Raw genomic sequence first — 16383 nt, forward strand, 5'->3', positions numbered from 1 at the left:
AGGTAAGTATAGATCATATCTACGGAATATGATGCAAAAATGCTTTAGGTCATTAGAAAATAGAGATCAGAGTTGGCTTGATTTTTCCACCAAAGAAGCAAAAATAATAGAAAGCAAGCCTTTGAACATTAATTTAATCGTGAAAAATGTGCTAAATAAATCAATCTCTAAATTAACTTTAAGGGAGTGGGGCTTAATCTTTATACAAATTATTGAACTTTTTTACAAAATTAAAATAGATTATTACCAACTAATTGAAGCAACTGATGCTATATTTGATCTTGGTAAATTCAAATCTATTGCTGAGTTTAAAAAACTCAAACTTCCTATTGATAACCATAACATTATTGATTCTTTAACTGACTCTTTTATTACGGTTTCTGAACTTACATATTATCTAGAAAAGCCAGAGTTAAAAAGTATTGATTTTTATCCAGTAATTAAAGGTTTGAAAGCAAAAAAGTATTTAAAAGAATAAAACTTTAGTTTTCACTATTAAATTCAGTTAATTTATAAACTTCTTTTTGACTTAACCGTTTCAATTTCCCAGGTTTTATATCTCCTAATTCTAAATTCCCAATTTTAACTCTAATTAGTCGTAAAATATGTAAATGGAGAACAGAGCACATCCTTCTGATTTGCCGTTTACGGCCTTCATATAAAACAATTTCCAAAACTGTATGGTGAGGAATTTGGGACAGAATTTTGACTTGAGCTGGTTTAGTTTTACCATCTTCTAAATCAACACCGCTTTTTAGATTTTGCAAAACATGGCTATTAACCCGACCTAAAACAGTGACATGATAAGTTTTAGGAACATGAAATTTGGGATGAGTCAGTTTATAAGCTAGCTCGCCATCATTGGTTAAAAGTATCAGGCCTTCTGAATCCTTGTCTAGCCTGCCAACTGGAAAAAGGCGATAAGGGACTTTGACCATATCCAAAACTGTTTTGCGAAAATGAGTGTCCTTAGTTGTTGAAAGTATACCTTTAGGTTTATGAAACAGAAAATAAGCCAGCTCTGGCTGTTGATCGACAGGTTTTCCATTAACTAAGACTTTATCAGTTTTAGGATCAATTTTTTGACCAACAACAGCCTGCTTATCATTAACTAAAACCTTGCCTTGCTCAATCAATTGATCAATTGCTCTACGGGAAGCAACTCCAAGTCCAGCTAAGTATTTATTAAGACGAATGTTTTGATTCATATCCGATATGAATTGTTAATTATACTAATCTATTTTAGAATTGTATCAGACAAAAGCTTTGGACGGCGCATGGGTTTTTTGATGGACAAAATAGAAAGGAGGTGAAAAAACATAATAAGTAAAGAAAGAGCTGAAGTGGTTGAGGCTGCAGTGCCAGAAGCTGGTATTGCTCAGGGAGAAGCAGTTTTGCCAAGTGATCGGTCAACAGTTCAAACTCAAAGCGAGCTTGAACAAATTGATGAAATTAAAAGACAATTAGCAAAAATTGGCATTAGACCACTTAAATTATCAAGTAATTAAAAAAGCAAACCACTGGCTTTGGACGGCGCATGGGTTTGCTTTACACTCCGCAGCTAGGTGAGCTTTGGTGTGATTTTGTCATTATAGCAAACTAAAGCTATCTAGCCATGCGTAACATATGAATAAACGTAATAGGCTAGATCATCAAAAGCAAAAAAATAAACCTACAGAATTGGAAAAAGAATTGCAGGCTTGGCAGGAGCGGTTGGAACGAATTTTAGCCAGACAAACGATGTATGTGAGGAGGGCTAATCATGCTAACTGATGATGAGCTTTATAAAAGTGTAGTTTGGCTCTTTTTTACATTCCGAACTATGGCTTTGATTGCCGCTATTTTATTATTAATACTTAGATAACTGATTGAGTTTAGATGATTGCTTTGTTAGCATGGATATAGCCTAGTTATTCTAGGTTTTCTATGCCTAATGATTTTTTAAATGAGTTTGAAAAAGAGGTTAGTGATGTTCCTTCTGAAGTGGGAATTGAAGGCATTTCTCAAGTTAGTGGTTCGCAAGCCAAAAAACAAAAAAAGCAGCAACAAGATTTGTCTCAGAAGGCTCAAGGTATGAGTCAGGGTCAACGTCAGCAATATATCAATGATCTTTATGGAATTTCAGATTATAAGAATTTGCCTCTCTCGCAAATGAGCAATGAGGAATTGGTACAGCTTAAACAACAACGAACTCAAGAACAACGTAATGCTTACCAAAAAATTCAACAAGATATAGAGGAATATCGGGCCAAAAAGAAACAACAACTTGATGCTTATGAAGTTGGACAGCAAGAAGGAACAGATGTAGCTCGAGATCAGGAAGAAAAACAAGAACTTTGGGAAAAAGAGCAGAAAAAAGCTGAAGAGAAAAAGAAGCAAGACGATGCAATCCGTTTACCTGGTAGCGCTCAAAGCCGAAGTGGTGAACAGGGGAAAATCATGGGATGAGAGCAAATCAAAAGTAAAAGTTCTGTTATAATAATTTTATGTTTAATACAAAAAATTTTTCATTATTTTGTTGTTGCAACTCTTATGTACAGGGGAGGTTTTTTTGTTGAATTTTTTGAAAACATATTTTTGTAAACCTCCTGAAACGGAGGTTTTTTGTTAGTAAACTATCACTTTTCAAACAGTATTAATAAAAGTACTATAGACCTATGAAAATCTACAATTCCTTAACTCGTCAGCTTGAAGACTTTCAACCTATTAACCCGCCACATGTTGGAGTCTATACCTGTGGCCCAACTGTCTATAACTATGTCAGTATTGGCAATTGGCGAACTTATTTTTTGGGAGATCTTCTGGTTCGCACCCTCAAGTATTTAGGTTACGACGTAAACTATATTATGAATATTACTGACGTAGGTCATTTAACTGGAGATAATTTAGGCGATGCAGATACTGGCGAAGACAAACTCCAAAAAGCAGCAAATCGGGAAAAAAAGACTGCTTGGGATATTGCCCAGTTTTACATCGATGACTTTTTAAAAGGATATAAAGAACTAAACCTGACCCAACCCAAGGAGTTTTGCCGAGCTACTGACTATATTGCTGAGCAAATCGAGCTGGTAAAAATAATTGAAGCTAAAGGTATGACCTACCGAATTGATGATGGGATTTATTTTGACGTGGGTAAATATGAGACTGAGGGCAATACTTATGGAGAATTATCCAATATTGATCAGGTGAGAGAAGGAGCTCGGGTGGAGCCAAATCCCCAGAAAAAAGATCCGCGAGATTTCGCTCTATGGAAATTTTCTTACCCTAAAGGTAGATCCTTTGACCAGGCTCAGGATGACGTCGCTTCGCGCCGTCATATGGAGTGGGATAGTCCGTGGGGAGTGGGATTTCCTGGCTGGCACATTGAATGTAGTGCCATGAGTCGAAAACATTTGGGCGATCAATTTGATATCCATATTGGCGGGGAAGATTTACGTAGCACTCATCACCCCAATGAAGTAGCTCAATCCGAGTGTGCTACCGGTAAAAAACCATTTGTAAAATACTGGATGCATGGAGCCTTTTTACAAGTTGATGGGGGACGGATGGGCAAGAGCTTGGGTAATGCTTATATTTTGACAGATCTAGAAAAAAAAGGTTTTAAGCCCGAACACTTACGCTATTTTTATTTAACAGGTCATTATCGTCAGCCTCTAAATTTTACCTGGGAGAGTTTGGAAAACGCTAGAATTACATATGAAAGGTTAATTAAAAAAATACTTGAATTTAAATATAAAAGTATTCGTAAAGAGGTTGAATCAGAATATAATATCCAATTTAAAAATAATTTAGAAAATGATCTTAATACTCCAGAATTATTAGCAACAATTTGGAAGTTAATAAGCGATAATAGTGTAGATAATGAGAAGAAATATAATTTATTACTAAATTGGGATGAGGTATTAGGATTAAAATTTTTAGAAAGAACTAAAAAAAAGAAGATTAAATTTAAATATAAAGGCAAAATGTCAAAAATTACAATTGTTTCAGAAAAAAAACTGCCTTCTGATGTGATTAATACCCTAGATGAGCGGGAAGTAGCTCGAGAGCAAAAAGATTGGAGTAAAGCTGATCAGATTAGGAATACACTAGCCACTCAAGATTTAGAGATTAAAGATGAAGAAGGGAAAGTAATTGTCAAATAAGATTAAATTAGTTTAAATTCCTACTTTATTTGCTTTTACTTTTCTTACTATACTTAATCATAGTATGCAAAGTGACCACCTTGCCCAGCTTCACCGAAAATTTCGGCTTCAATTAGCTCTTTTTGTTACTCTCTTAATTCCAGCTGTTATTCTTACCAATTGGATGTTTACACCTTCTCAAGTAAACAAATACACAGCTCAGAATGCTGTTAATTCTGGACAAACACCTCAGGTTTTAGGACAGAGTACGCCGGCTTTGCAAATTATGAACTATGATAATACGCTTGGCGGCGGCGGGTTAATTGCCTTATCTTCAGTAGATGAGCCAGAAATTAAAATCAATAGTTATTCTTATGCTGGCCAAGTTAAAGTTAGCTTGTATCAAAGTGACATAGATAAATTGCTGCACTATCTTAATTACACGGTTTCTGATTACCAGAGCAAACAGGTCAATCCCAATATTGATCCAGGAGATGGTGAGCTAGTCAAACAGTTTGATTACGAAATTGTTAAAAATGCTGAATCTAGTAAAATCCTATTACCGCTAGAAGAATCAGGTATTTGGCTGGTAAAAATTAGCAATGGTTCAGAAGTGGTAAGTGGCTTTATTGTCCGGTCTAAATTTGGAGTTTTGACTAAAGAGGGCAATAATGAGCTGCTATTTTGGGGACAAGATTTTAGTAGCAGACGAAGTATTAGTAGTGGAGAAGTGACAATCTACAATCTTCAAGGTGAAGTGAGACAAATAGCTGAAGCAACTATTTCTAGTGAAGGTATTGCTCAAACCCCAACTGGAACAGATGTTGATATTGCAGTAGTTCGATCAGGCGGAAGTTTGGCAGTGGTTCCTATCAATCTTCATAATCTCAATGCCTATTACAGTAGCTCATGGAAACAATTTGCTCCTAAGTCTCAAGTAAACACTTACTTTACCTTTGTTGATCGGCCTTTATACAGACCTGGCGACACCATCTTTTTCAAGTCAGTTATCCGAGATGACGATGATGCCTCTTACACTGTGCCGAGTGGTATAGCTACAGTCAAGCTCTATGATGATTGGGGAGATGATGCTTTGATCTTTGAAAAACAAATTGGCATTAGCGCCCAAGGTTCTATTGATGGTCAGTTTACCTTACCAGAAAATGCCAAAATAGGATCTTATCACCTGACTATTTCAACTGCCGCTACTAATACCTCTACTGCTTGGTTTGATGTGCAATATTTTCGTAAACCAGAATATAGTCTATCTGTTTCAACTCCAAAACAAGAATTAATTGCTGGAGATAAAAGCAGTTTTGCTATTTCTGGTAGTTATTTTTCTGGACAGCCATTGGCTGGTGAAAAGGTAAAATATACGATTAGAACCGCTGATTATTGGGAATATAGCTATTACAACGAATATGCTGGTCAGTTTAGTGATGATTTCCGCTATGGTTCTTGGTATGGGGATAATGTAGATGGTGGAGTAGTCACTTTAAATGCTGATGGAGTAGCCGAGATTGAGTTAAATGCCCAAACGTATGGCCGAGAAAAAAGTCAGGTCATCTCAATTCGGGCAGAATATACCAATGCTTCCGGAGATCCGGCGGTAGCCCAACACAATATTTTAGTACGCAAAGGAGAATTTAATATCTATAGACAACGCTCAGATGTAGCTATTGCTTTAGGGAAACCCTTATCTATTCCTATTGTTTTAAAACCCAATAAATCTGGAGCTAATCTTGCAAACATTACGCTTAATAGTACGATTAAACGTAATTGGTGGATTTCCTACAATGTCGATGGTGAAAAATTTCCATCTTATCGCAAAGAAACTGAAAACCTGGATCCGATTACTACTAAAACTAATAGTAATGGGGAAGCAGAGCTAGTTATGACTCCTAGTAAAGTTGGCTCATATGAATTTAAGGTTTCAGGTAAAGATGACCGAGGCAATACCGTTTATAAAACCTTTTATGCTTATGTGTCAGAGCAAGACCGTTTTGTTTCTTATGGAGATAATTTTAACAAAATTTCAATTTTAGCTGACAAAGAAAACTATCTTCCTTCAGAGACAGCTCAGCTAACTATTTCCTCCAGTATTCCTAACAGAGATGTTTTTCTCTCACTTGAGAGAGATTATGTGCACCGCTATCAAGTAGTTTCACTTAAAGGAGAGAGTGGGGTAGTAACTTTGCCATTGCAAGATAGTGATATGCCTAATATCTTTGCTTCGGCTTCCAGTTTTTCAGATGAAGCTCTAGACCAAAACTCGACCAAACTAGTGGTTTCGACTCGGAGTAAACAGCTGCTGGTTACAGTGACTCCTGACCAAGATCGCTATGGTCCTGGTGATACCGTCAATCTCAATCTCAGCACAACTGATATCGGTGGTAGTCCGGTTTCAACTGAGCTTACTGTTTGGGCAGTAGATAAAGCTTTATTCGAGCTAGTTGATGAAAATCTAGGCAGTATCTTTGACACTTTTTGGCATGAACGCTATGAAACTACCAGCTCAACCCATTCACTTCAGGGCATTTATGTTTCCACTGCAGAAAGAGGTGGAGGCTGTTTTGGGGCTGGGACTAGAGTACTGATGGCAGATGGGACAGAAAAACCAATTGAAGATATTAAGACTGATGATTGGATTTTAACCAGAACTAGTGAGAATGATCACAATCTGGTAAAAGCTCAAGTCAGCGGGATTCACCATGTGACCGAAACCGGCTACTTGCTAGTCAATAACCATTTAAAGGTAACTCCCAATCATAAACTTTTTATCAATGGAACTTGGCAGGAAGCCTCTTATTTGCAAACTGGGAGTAAATTACTTAGCAATACAGGAAAAGAAGAAACTGTTAGATCAATTGAATTTATTCGTGATCAAATTCAGGTTTATAACCTCAGCGTTGATCATTATCAGACTTATTTTGCTGATGGGGTTTGGGTTCATAACCAAAAAGGTGAAGCCAGGTCGGTCTTTAAAGATACAGCCTATTGGAATCCAACTGTGCAAACAGATGAGAGTGGTCGAGCCAGTGTCAGTTTCAAACTACCTGATAATTTGACTACTTGGGTCGTAGCTGCGGTCGGAGCAACTCAGGCTACACAAGTTGGCCAAAATACACAAGAACTAATAGTCAGTAAAGAAGTGATTGTCAGACCGGCCTTACCTAATATTTTACGAGTTGGAGACAAAGCTATGGTCTATGCTTTAGTACAAAACTTTACCGAAAATGAACAAAAGTTTATGGTCGATTTAGAATTTGATGCTGGAACTGTTAAAAATGCAACTTACTCTGGTATTTTGCTGAAAGCTAATGAAAGTAAAAAACTGGCTTGGGATCTGATTCCACAACAGATTACTCCAGAATCAAAATTGACTTTTTCAGTCTGGAATCCAGATAATCTCAAAGCCTCAGATACTGTGGTACAAACTTTACCTATCTGGCGTTATGGCTTTTTAGATACCAGAGGTCAGGTAGGTCAGGGGAATAGTAATTTTACGCTGTCTCTAGATGATGATCTTGATCAAAGTTTAAGCTCGGTGACTGTTTCTTTATCACCTAGTCTTATTGGGATGTTGCCTACAGCAATGGAATATCTGCTGCATTACCCTTATGGTTGCAGTGAACAAACTACCTCCTCAATCGTACCAGCGATTGTGGCTAAAACGTACCCAGATATTTTTGCCAGCACTTTGGAGAAAAAAAGAACCATGATTGATAAAACACTGGAGCAGGGGCTGAAACGCTTGCAAGATTACCAGCATAATGATGGTGGTTGGGGATGGTGGCACAACGATAGTTCCAATTATTTTATCTCAGCTTATGTAGTTGAACACTTATTGGCTGCCCAGAAAGCTGGGATTACGGTCGAACCAAGCATGATCGAAAATGCCAAGTCTTATTTTGCTTCGGACTCTAAGCCTACTGACCTGACCGAGCAAAGTGCTAAGTTTTATGGCAATAGCCTTTTAGGTAATCTTCCAGATGTGGTAACTGATTTTAAAAATATGACCCCAGACATACTAGCTTTAGCAGTTATGGCTTATGAAAATTATAATGAGCCTAATGCCAAAGCAACTAAAGCTTTAGAGCAGATGGCTCAAACTCAAGGAGAAGAGGTTTTTTGGCAAGCAGGCTCTAAAAAATATTTTGCTTCAACGGATGCTTCAACAGCCTTAGCTATAAAAGCACTGATCCAGGCAAATGGAGATCAGGATCTAATTAAAAAAGGATTACGCTACTTAGCCAGACGACGACATAATTATTACTGGTCCAACACCTTTGCTACCAATCAAGTTATTGAAGCGGTGATGATGGCAGCACAAACTAGCAATGAGCTTACACCAAACTATACATATCAAATAAACTTAGATGGCAAAACTTTAAGTTCTGGCCAAGTTAGCAGTCCAAGTCAAACTATTCCGGACATAGAGCTGGATTTGGCAGCTATCAAAAAAGGCGGCTCTGATTTAGCCATAGTTCAAAATGGAAGTGGCCAACTCTATAGCACCATTGTGTATAAAGAATTCCATACTGATCCTAAAACTCAGGCTCGCAGCAATAGTCTGACACTGACTCGAAGCTATGAAAATCAGAAAGGGTCACAATACAATTTGGCAGTTGGAGATGTCGTGACTGTTAAATTAGAGCTATCAGGTTTGGCAGGAGAAGAATATTATGGAGTCATTGAAGATCAGTTGCCAGCCGGTTTGATTCCTATCAATGAAAACTTTAAAAACCAAGAACGCAGTCAGGATAGCTACTATGCTGGCAAAGAAGTGACTCAAAATGGCATGATCTTATCGCTTTACCACGTCAGGTCAGGGACTACAACCTATACTTATCAGGCAAGAGCGGTCAGTGCTGGAGAATTTTTAACTCCACCGGCTACAGCATCTTTAATGTATGCGCCAGAAATCAATGCCCGAACTAGCTCAGAAATCATTACCATTGCCGCTGAGTCTAAAGTTGATCTTAGTAAAGCCGCTCTTATCAAACTCAAGGATTGGGAAAACTTTAAAATGCCAGTTCAGCTCTCAAAAAAAATGATTGCCGGAATTTTAACTTTTCTAGGAATAGTTAGTATTGTTGGGGCTTATATCTTAAAACACAAAAAACACCGAGCTCGTAAAGCAGTCTTTTTCGAACACGAAGAAAAAGAAGAACAGAAAGAAGAAGAAAATTCGGATAACAATATCTAGCTATATGATCACTTATGAAATTACAGCGGTTGAGAGTTTTTAGCATTCTTCCGGTTTTTTTATTTGCCTTATATCTAAGTCTTAAACCTCATCCACTTGTTCAACCAGCAGTCCAGGGTGCAAGTCAAAGTAAACAGGAAATTACTTGCGTGCACCAAGTCCGTTTTTTTGAGCCCCAACTTTTTTTTGAGGGAATTAAAGCCAATAAATCGAGAGAACAAGCTAGTGTATTAAGCAATATAAGAGGAGGGATTATTCCTCATCATTTATTGGCTAGTCAGATTTTAGCTGAGTTTTTTCAAATTTTAGGTGGGCAAGATATTGAGACAGTGATTTTATTGGGTCCCAATCATTATGAAACAGGTGAAAGTAAAATTTTAACCAGTGCTTGTGCCTGGCAAAGTCCGGTTGGGCAAGTGGAGCCAGACATAGCAATCATTGAAAAATTAACTAAAAATGAAGTTGTGACTCCTGACGAAACTGTGATTGATAATGAACATTCAGTGTCAGGACTCATGCCTTATATTGCCACTTTTTTACCAAAAGCTAAAGTTGTGCCGATAGTTTTGAGCGCTACTTTATCAAAAGAAGAACTAGAAAATTTGATAGCTAATTTAGCTTTAGTAACAAATCAAAAAACAGTAGTTGTGGCTTCAGTTGATTTCTCGCACAATTTAGACAGTGCTCATGCTGCTGCCAATGACCAGCTGACCCTTAGATTAATCAAACAAAAAAACTACAATGAGCTCATGAGCCTTGATAACCGCTATCTTGATAGTCCAGTATGCATTGTTACCTTAGTTAGTCTTATGGATAGCTTAGGAGCGAGTCAAAGCAGAGTACTGCAAAACACAAATTCTGGTGAGTTATATAATCAGCCCAATGTGGCTGGTACTAGCTATGCTAGCATTTTGTACTACTAAAAGCTTGAGTACAATTCTTCATCTAATCTTCATTCGTGTTTGCTATACTAAGCAAGATTGCTCCTTTAAACGTGGTTTCTGTTTTTTAAAAAATAACCACAAAATATCCTTATAAGAAAGGAGGTAGATATTTATGACACAAACAAATCTTATTAAAGCGATCCAACTAGAACTTAATGAAATTAAGAAACTACAAGCAAACTTAGCTAAAGTCAAAAATGCAGGTCAACGAATTTGGCTGTATAAACGAACTCAAGCTTTACAAGAAACATTAAAGCGAGCAGTAGAACAAGTAGAGGGTTTACGTCGCGCTAGCCTTCATTAAGTGGCTTGTTACCACACAGAAACCAGACTTCTTAGAGCCCGTAATGGGCTTTTTTTCTTTTTTAACCTCTCTTAAATTTTGTTAATTTGACAATTTACATTAAATGTTATATATTTCTAACAAATAGTTATAAATAATTAACTTTAAAACTGTTAGTTCGGGTTTGAAAAGAATTTATTTTATAAGATTTCTCGACAAGCTCGAAATGACATAAGTTATGATTGCTAAAACACAATGGTTTCAACGCCGTAAATATGGTGGTTGGGGAGTGAGCCCTAAAACCTGGCAGGCTTGGGTTTATATGGCTGCAGTAACTGTGCCTTTTGTTGTATTTCAGTCTCTACCAGTTTGGTCGGATCAAATCCGCCTAATTGGGACTATTCTCTGGTTGTTATTCCTACTGATTGACCTGATTCCAGTTATGATTAAAGTTTCTGCCAGTGATGAGCGAGAAAACAAGATTGAAGCTTTAGCAGAACGTAATGCAGCTTGGATAATGATGGGAGCTTTAATTATTGGGATTTTATATCAATTGATTGTAAGTAGTTTGCAACAAGCTCCTCAGGTAGATTGGTTTTTAGTAATAGCTTTGACAGCTGGGGTTTTAGCTAAGTCAATTTCTAATCTGGTTTTAAAAGATAAAAATTTATAAAAAGGAGAGTGTATGGAGAAAATAATTACGAAAAAAGCATATCTTACTCGAATAGCTATTGGAACAATTTTCCTTTTTCTCGGCCTTGTGTTGCGTTTTTTTACTGGTTTAAATGAAACAAGTGCTCTAACGATTTGTAATATTGGGTTTATCTTAATCTTAATTTCAACTATCTCTTGGGTTAAAAATAAAGGGAAAATAATTAAAGATGAACGAAGTCTTAAAATCAGCCGTCAAGGTTTGACCTATTCTTGGACTATTACCTACATACTGCTTGCTATTTTATTTTGGATTGATGAACTGAATCTGGCTCAATTTACTATTAATCAAATTTTAGGAATTTTACTATCTGCTATGAGCCTGACTGGAGTTGGTTTCCAAATTTGGCTCAATCGTAAAGGAGATGTCGAATAATATGAAAACCCGGATTAAAGAATTTCGAGCTAAATACAATCTGACTCAAGAAGCCTTAGCTGAAGCCGTGGGAGTGCGGCGGGAAACCATAGTTTTTTTAGAGCAAGGTAAGTACAATCCATCACTCAAATTGGCACATGAAGTAGCGGAAGCTCTTAAAACTTCAATTGACGAATTGTTTGAGTTTGAAGAGTAAAAAAATAAAACTCATCTTGTCTTCATAAATTGCTTGTACACTTTGTAAATTGCAATTATCCCTTGTTATATAAATCTCAAAAAGTAGTACAATTATCTTTTCGGCTCAAAATTATGAAAAACAGTAAAGCTCTTATTTTTCTATCTGTTGTTATGCTGGTCAACTCGATCAGCTACGGGACAATTATTCCACTTTTGTATCCATTTGCTGAGCGTTTTGGAGTAGGGCCGCTGCAACTGTCCTGGCTGATTACCTCATTTTCTTTGGCTCAGTTTTTAGCAACTCCAATTATTGGCCGGCTATCTGACCGCTATGGTCGCAAACCATTGCTACTCATTAGCTTGCTGGGAAGTAGTTTGTCTTTGGTTTTATTTGCTATGTCAGAAAATATCACCATGCTATTTTTATCCAGGATCTTAGATGGGGTAACAGGTGGCAACTATTCAGTTGCTCAAGCTGTGATTGCTGATAGCACCCAAGAAGGTAAAGAACGGACCAAAGCTTATGGAATTTTAGGAGCCTCGTTTGGGGTGGGATTTTTATTAGGGCCAGCTATTGGCGGTTTTATGAGCAAAATCAGTTTATCGGCCCCGTTTTGGTTTGCAGCTGGACTAGCCTTGCTTGGAGTTTTACTAGGCCTAGCCTTTTTGACCGAAACCAATACTAATCAGGGTAAAGCCAGCCGTGAGCCACTTTTCAATTTTAAAGCTATGATCAAAACCTTATCTGCTCCGGTTATTGGTACTGTTTTGCTGGTTAGCTTTTTGGCAACTATTGCTCAAAACAGTTGGGTGATTGGTTTTCAATCGTTTACTGTGGATGAGCTAAAACTTGATACTACCACTATTGGCCTGATTTTTAGCCTGATTGGCCTAACTAGCATTATTGTCCAAGGAGTTGGAATTAGAGTTTTGCTAGATAAGGTGAGTAATAAAAAACTGATCCTCCAAGTTTCATTACTATTATGCACCATTGTTATGGGTCTTTTGGGTCTGACTCATAGTTTGATTCCTTTTTTAATTGTGATTGTTTTTTATTCTATAGTGAGTGCGCCCTTGCTGGCAGTCACTAGCTCACTGCTTTCTGAAGGTACTAGAGCAGAGGATCAGGGTGGGATTATGGGGATCAACCAGTCGTATTCATCTTTAGGACAAATCATTGGACCACTCCTGGCTGGGGTGATTGCTGAACGTTCAATTAATGCGGTTTTTCTGCTGTCTGGATTGATGATCGGTCTTGCCTTGCTGGCTTCACAAAAACTGGGAGAAAAAGCGGCTAAACCGGTGAATTTGTAAATTATGTTTTAAGACAAACTTGCTTCTTAATTTGTTTTACTACAATAATGGTGGTTTTTTGCGAAAAATAAAAAATACATGTTAAAGTAATTATATGGTAGCTGAAACCGCATTTACTTTACCTGCTTTTCAAACAGCAACTAGTGCTGGCCACTCGCCAGAAACAGCTATGTTGCATAGGCAAGTGTCTAATTTATGCGATGCAGTTTTAGCTGGTTTGAATAATTTACCTCTACATAGAGGAGTAGACAAACTGAGTCAGAATATTGAACTATGCAGAGCTTTAATGAATCCTCCAAAAGAAAAAAATATTAGCAGTTTACCTACCAAGCAAAGAATAGCTGAGGAAAGGAGAACAAAAAAATATACTCAAGCAAGAGTAACTTTACAAAGACAAGGACTTAATCCAGAAGAGATAAGTCATAATGAATTGCTTATTATTGTGGAGCTTTCAGAAGCTATTACTTCTACATACCGTTTATGTGAAGCAGTTGATCCGAAATTAGAAAGAGAAGGTGGACGACAAGAAATTAGCACAGAAAATTTAGGAGCAAAAGCTAATATTGAATTTGCTGATTTTTTCATCAAAATACACCAACAATTTGACCTTGGCCAAGATGAATTGGAAGGATTATTTGTTAATATTTTTAAAAACTATGATCTTAAAAAAGCTTATCAAGGTCGAGCTATGGAGAATTTTCCTATAGGAATATTGGCTGCTTTACGAGCCTATTTGTACTTGTATGAGCAAAAAAAAGGACAAGGCACTTTTAAATTGCCAACAGTAGAACAAGATACTCTACACGCAGTTGATCTTATTTGGGAAGATGAAGAAGGTAAGATTGAATGTTATGAAATCAAATCAAATCCTGTAACTGATGAAGTGGAACTATTTAATATTACAGCACCTGAAGGAGCCGGAAAATTCCAAGCATTGTTGCATAAGTTTCGAAATCCTCAAGCTATAAAAAGCAGAAAAAGCGCTTTAGAAAGGATTCAAAACTATATTAGCCAGCTAGTTCGTGAAGGTAGGCAAGCCGAGGGATTTGCTTTGATGGTGCCTGTTTAAAGTTTAATATTAGGTAGCTTTTGCTACAATACTCTTCATATGTCACTATCTGTCGGAATTGTCGGATTACCAAATGTAGGTAAGTCCACACTCTTTAACGCCTTACTTAAAAAGCAGCAGGCTTTGGCAGCCAATTATCCCTTTGCCACCATTGAGCCCAATGTGGGCATTGTTGAGGTTAAGGATGAGCGGGTTGATAGCCTGGCTCAAACTGTGGAAACCCAGCTTAAACTAACTCCCAATAGCGTCCCGCGGCGCTATGCCACGATTGAATTTGTAGATATTGCCGGACTGGTGGCAGGAGCTTCTCAGGGTGAAGGTTTGGGTAACAAGTTTTTGGCCAATATCAGAGAAGCAGATCTTATTTGCCATGTGCTGCGGGCATTTACCGATAGTGATGTGGTAATTACCGGCAAGCTGGATCCGATTGAAGATCTGCAAACGGTCAGGACAGAGCTCATATTGAAAGATATGGAAACGGTCAAAAGAGCTCAGGAAAGTAAGAGCAGAAGCCAGGAGGAAAAGAAGCAAAAAGAGCAGGTTTTAAAAAAAGTAGAAGAAATATTAAATAAAGGAGAGATGTTAAATACTACTAGCTTTAATGATGAAGAAATAGAGCTTATAAAACCCCTATGTTTACTAACTATTAAACCCGAGATTTTTGCCATCAACCTAGCTGAAGCTGACTTGAAAAAACCCGAAAAAAAAGATCCTACTAAATACGGTTTACCTGCTGACCGGACAGTTTTTATCAGCGCAAAATTGGAAGCAGAATTGGCCCAATTATCAGAAACTGAACAAAAAGAGTATTTGGCCGAATTATCCCTAGAACAATCGGGGATTGAGCAGATGGCTAGACTTAGTTACAGGGTGTTGGATTTAATCAGTTTCTTAACTGCTGGTGAAATTGAAGCCCGGGCTTGGACGATTACTAAAGGCACTTCAGCGGTTGGAGCTTCAGCCGTTATCCATACCGATTTTGCCAAAAAATTTATCAAAGCCCATGTCGTTCCCTGGCAAAATTTTGTAGAGCTGGGTGGCTGGAAGACTTGCCGGGAGCAAGGGAAAGTAAGGCAAGAAGGTCGGGATTATATCGTTGTCGATGGAGACGTTATAGAGTTTGCCATAGGGAAGTAGTGGCCCCACAAATTTCTTTCTGAAAAAGGGCATACTGCCTCTACTTTCAGAAGCAAAATTAGCGGGGTAAAAATTTGCGATTGGGAAATAAAACTCATCTTTGATCTGTTAAGATTATTCCTATTTTTTCTTTGCTTGTCCAAATAAAAAATAGGATAAAAAAGAAAAGACAGCTCGTTAAAACATTGCCAGTAAATAACTGCGCTTAAAAGTTAGGAACACCTTCCAAAATTCCCCCTCGACAAGCTCGGGGTCAGTTTTGGTTTTCCTTTAACTTTTAAGCTTGATTTAGCTGGCGCATGTTTTAAAAGAGCAATTAGTTAAATGGCTAAGATATACTTCTTAACTCATCCCGAAGTAATTATTGATTCTCATATTCCTATTCCAGATTGGGATATATTAGATGAAGGTAAAAAGCGGGTTGAACTATTTTGTCAAAATGATTTTTTAAAAGAAATCAACTTTATCTATTCAAGTTGTGAAGTCAAAGCCAAAACTACAGCTCAAATTATTGCCAGTGTCTTAAATTTAGAGATTAAATATTTACAAGACTTAGGTGAAATTGATCGTAGTGCTACTGGTTATTTAGTACCAGAACAATTTCAAACAACAGTTAAACAGTTTTTTGACAGACCTAATCAAAGTATTTTGGGTTGGGAAAGAGCTATTGATGCACAAGCTCGGATTGTCAAAGCTGTTAAACAAATAACCCAAAAACATCCAGATCAAAATATGTTAATTTCTTCTCATGGGGGAGTAGGCGCGCTTTTAAAATGCTTTATCAAAAACATTTCGATTACTCAAACGGAAGATCAAAAAAGCCTTGGTAGCTATTTTGTGTTTGATACAAAAACTTGGCAACTGATTTTAGATTGGCAGAAGATTTAAACCTTTTCATTTTCTCCTTGTTTCTCCTCAATGTAATGTTATAATTCAAAGGTTATTTCGCTTGGGCAAAATTTAGTTTAAAATAAGCCTAATTATTGTTATTAAAGGAACATCTATGCAATACGAAGCAACTTTTATTTTTGATAAAGAT

Annotated in this window: 16 protein-coding genes; 15 read left to right on the top strand and 1 reads right to left on the bottom strand. The window is 37.2% G+C overall.

From position 1 onward, the window contains the following. Positions 1 to 28: 28 nt before the first annotated feature. A complete protein-coding gene (locus GYA49_01200; protein ID NMC35639.1) occupies positions 29 to 478 on the top strand; it encodes a hypothetical protein in 450 nt (149 codons plus the stop codon). A 4-nt stretch (positions 479 to 482) separates the two neighbouring features. Here GYA49_01200 and GYA49_01205 read toward each other — a convergent pair whose 3' ends face one another. Next, positions 483 to 1208, bottom strand: coding sequence for an rRNA pseudouridine synthase (locus GYA49_01205; protein ID NMC35640.1), 726 nt, complete (start codon positions 1206 to 1208; stop codon positions 483 to 485). A gap of 135 nt (positions 1209 to 1343) precedes the next feature. On the opposite strand from GYA49_01205, the gene GYA49_01210 reads away from it, so the two are divergent. The 14 genes from GYA49_01210 (at position 1344) to GYA49_01275 (ending at position 16232) form a co-directional block, all read left to right on the top strand. Then, complete coding sequence (locus GYA49_01210) at positions 1344 to 1508, top strand: hypothetical protein (protein ID NMC35641.1); 165 nt, start codon at positions 1344 to 1346, stop codon at positions 1506 to 1508. Positions 1509 to 1626: 118 nt separating this feature from the next. Continuing rightward, positions 1627 to 1773, top strand: a complete 147-nt coding sequence (locus tag GYA49_01215) for a hypothetical protein (GenBank protein NMC35642.1) — start codon at positions 1627 to 1629, stop codon at positions 1771 to 1773. 153 nt (positions 1774 to 1926) lie between these two features. Next, a complete protein-coding gene (locus GYA49_01220; protein ID NMC35643.1) occupies positions 1927 to 2448 on the top strand; it encodes a hypothetical protein in 522 nt (173 codons plus the stop codon). A gap of 209 nt (positions 2449 to 2657) precedes the next feature. Further along, positions 2658 to 4145, top strand: coding sequence for a cysteine--tRNA ligase (locus tag GYA49_01225; GenBank protein NMC35644.1), 1488 nt, complete (start codon positions 2658 to 2660; stop codon positions 4143 to 4145). Between the two features lie 64 nt (positions 4146 to 4209). After that, positions 4210 to 9333, top strand: a complete 5124-nt coding sequence (locus GYA49_01230; GenBank protein NMC35645.1) for a hypothetical protein — start codon at positions 4210 to 4212, stop codon at positions 9331 to 9333. Positions 9334 to 9347: 14 nt separating this feature from the next. Beyond that, complete coding sequence (gene amrB, locus GYA49_01235; protein NMC35646.1) at positions 9348 to 10256, top strand: AmmeMemoRadiSam system protein B; 909 nt, start codon at positions 9348 to 9350, stop codon at positions 10254 to 10256. 133 nt (positions 10257 to 10389) lie between these two features. Then, positions 10390 to 10581: a hypothetical protein gene (locus GYA49_01240; GenBank protein NMC35647.1), complete on the top strand. Its 192-nt coding sequence runs from the start codon at positions 10390 to 10392 to the stop codon at positions 10579 to 10581. 217 nt (positions 10582 to 10798) lie between these two features. Beyond that, positions 10799 to 11233, top strand: coding sequence for a hypothetical protein (locus tag GYA49_01245; protein NMC35648.1), 435 nt, complete (start codon positions 10799 to 10801; stop codon positions 11231 to 11233). A 12-nt stretch (positions 11234 to 11245) separates the two neighbouring features. Beyond that, a complete protein-coding gene (locus tag GYA49_01250) occupies positions 11246 to 11647 on the top strand; it encodes a hypothetical protein (protein ID NMC35649.1) in 402 nt (133 codons plus the stop codon). A 1-nt stretch (position 11648) separates the two neighbouring features. Next, positions 11649 to 11843, top strand: a complete 195-nt coding sequence (locus GYA49_01255) for a helix-turn-helix transcriptional regulator (protein ID NMC35650.1) — start codon at positions 11649 to 11651, stop codon at positions 11841 to 11843. A gap of 113 nt (positions 11844 to 11956) precedes the next feature. After that, positions 11957 to 13138 carry an MFS transporter gene (locus GYA49_01260; GenBank protein ID NMC35651.1) on the top strand — a complete coding sequence of 394 codons (1182 nt, stop codon included), beginning with the start codon at positions 11957 to 11959 and terminating at the stop codon, positions 13136 to 13138. Positions 13139 to 13232: 94 nt separating this feature from the next. Then, positions 13233 to 14207, top strand: coding sequence for a hypothetical protein (locus tag GYA49_01265; GenBank protein ID NMC35652.1), 975 nt, complete (start codon positions 13233 to 13235; stop codon positions 14205 to 14207). A gap of 39 nt (positions 14208 to 14246) precedes the next feature. Then, positions 14247 to 15344, top strand: a complete 1098-nt coding sequence (gene ychF, locus GYA49_01270) for a redox-regulated ATPase YchF (protein ID NMC35653.1) — start codon at positions 14247 to 14249, stop codon at positions 15342 to 15344. Positions 15345 to 15668: 324 nt separating this feature from the next. Continuing rightward, positions 15669 to 16232 (top strand): histidine phosphatase family protein, encoded by a 564-nt coding sequence (locus GYA49_01275; protein NMC35654.1) that lies wholly within the window; start codon positions 15669 to 15671, stop codon positions 16230 to 16232. Positions 16233 to 16383: the final 151 nt, after the last annotated feature.

The sequence above is a fragment of the Candidatus Beckwithbacteria bacterium genome, assembly GCA_012797845.1.
Lineage (GTDB): Bacteria > Patescibacteriota > Microgenomatia > UBA1400 > UBA1449 > JAAZOH01.

What these genes read in the sequence shown, in the direction of transcription:
- GYA49_01200 (NMC35639.1), top strand. Translation starts at nt 29, where the DNA reads ATGATGCAAAAATGCTTTAGGTCATTAGAAAATAGAGATCAGAGTTGG.
- GYA49_01205 (NMC35640.1), bottom strand. Translation starts at nt 1,208, where the DNA reads ATGAATCAAAACATTCGTCTTAATAAATACTTAGCTGGACTTGGAGTT.
- GYA49_01215 (NMC35642.1), top strand. Translation starts at nt 1,627, where the DNA reads ATGAATAAACGTAATAGGCTAGATCATCAAAAGCAAAAAAATAAACCT.
- GYA49_01220 (NMC35643.1), top strand. Translation starts at nt 1,927, where the DNA reads ATGCCTAATGATTTTTTAAATGAGTTTGAAAAAGAGGTTAGTGATGTT.
- GYA49_01225 (NMC35644.1), top strand. Translation starts at nt 2,658, where the DNA reads ATGAAAATCTACAATTCCTTAACTCGTCAGCTTGAAGACTTTCAACCT.
- GYA49_01230 (NMC35645.1), top strand. Translation starts at nt 4,210, where the DNA reads ATGCAAAGTGACCACCTTGCCCAGCTTCACCGAAAATTTCGGCTTCAA.
- amrB (NMC35646.1), top strand. Translation starts at nt 9,348, where the DNA reads ATGAAATTACAGCGGTTGAGAGTTTTTAGCATTCTTCCGGTTTTTTTA.
- GYA49_01240 (NMC35647.1), top strand. Translation starts at nt 10,390, where the DNA reads ATGACACAAACAAATCTTATTAAAGCGATCCAACTAGAACTTAATGAA.
- GYA49_01245 (NMC35648.1), top strand. Translation starts at nt 10,799, where the DNA reads ATGATTGCTAAAACACAATGGTTTCAACGCCGTAAATATGGTGGTTGG.
- GYA49_01250 (NMC35649.1), top strand. Translation starts at nt 11,246, where the DNA reads ATGGAGAAAATAATTACGAAAAAAGCATATCTTACTCGAATAGCTATT.
- GYA49_01255 (NMC35650.1), top strand. Translation starts at nt 11,649, where the DNA reads ATGAAAACCCGGATTAAAGAATTTCGAGCTAAATACAATCTGACTCAA.
- GYA49_01260 (NMC35651.1), top strand. Translation starts at nt 11,957, where the DNA reads ATGAAAAACAGTAAAGCTCTTATTTTTCTATCTGTTGTTATGCTGGTC.
- GYA49_01265 (NMC35652.1), top strand. Translation starts at nt 13,233, where the DNA reads ATGGTAGCTGAAACCGCATTTACTTTACCTGCTTTTCAAACAGCAACT.
- ychF (NMC35653.1), top strand. Translation starts at nt 14,247, where the DNA reads ATGTCACTATCTGTCGGAATTGTCGGATTACCAAATGTAGGTAAGTCC.
- GYA49_01275 (NMC35654.1), top strand. Translation starts at nt 15,669, where the DNA reads ATGGCTAAGATATACTTCTTAACTCATCCCGAAGTAATTATTGATTCT.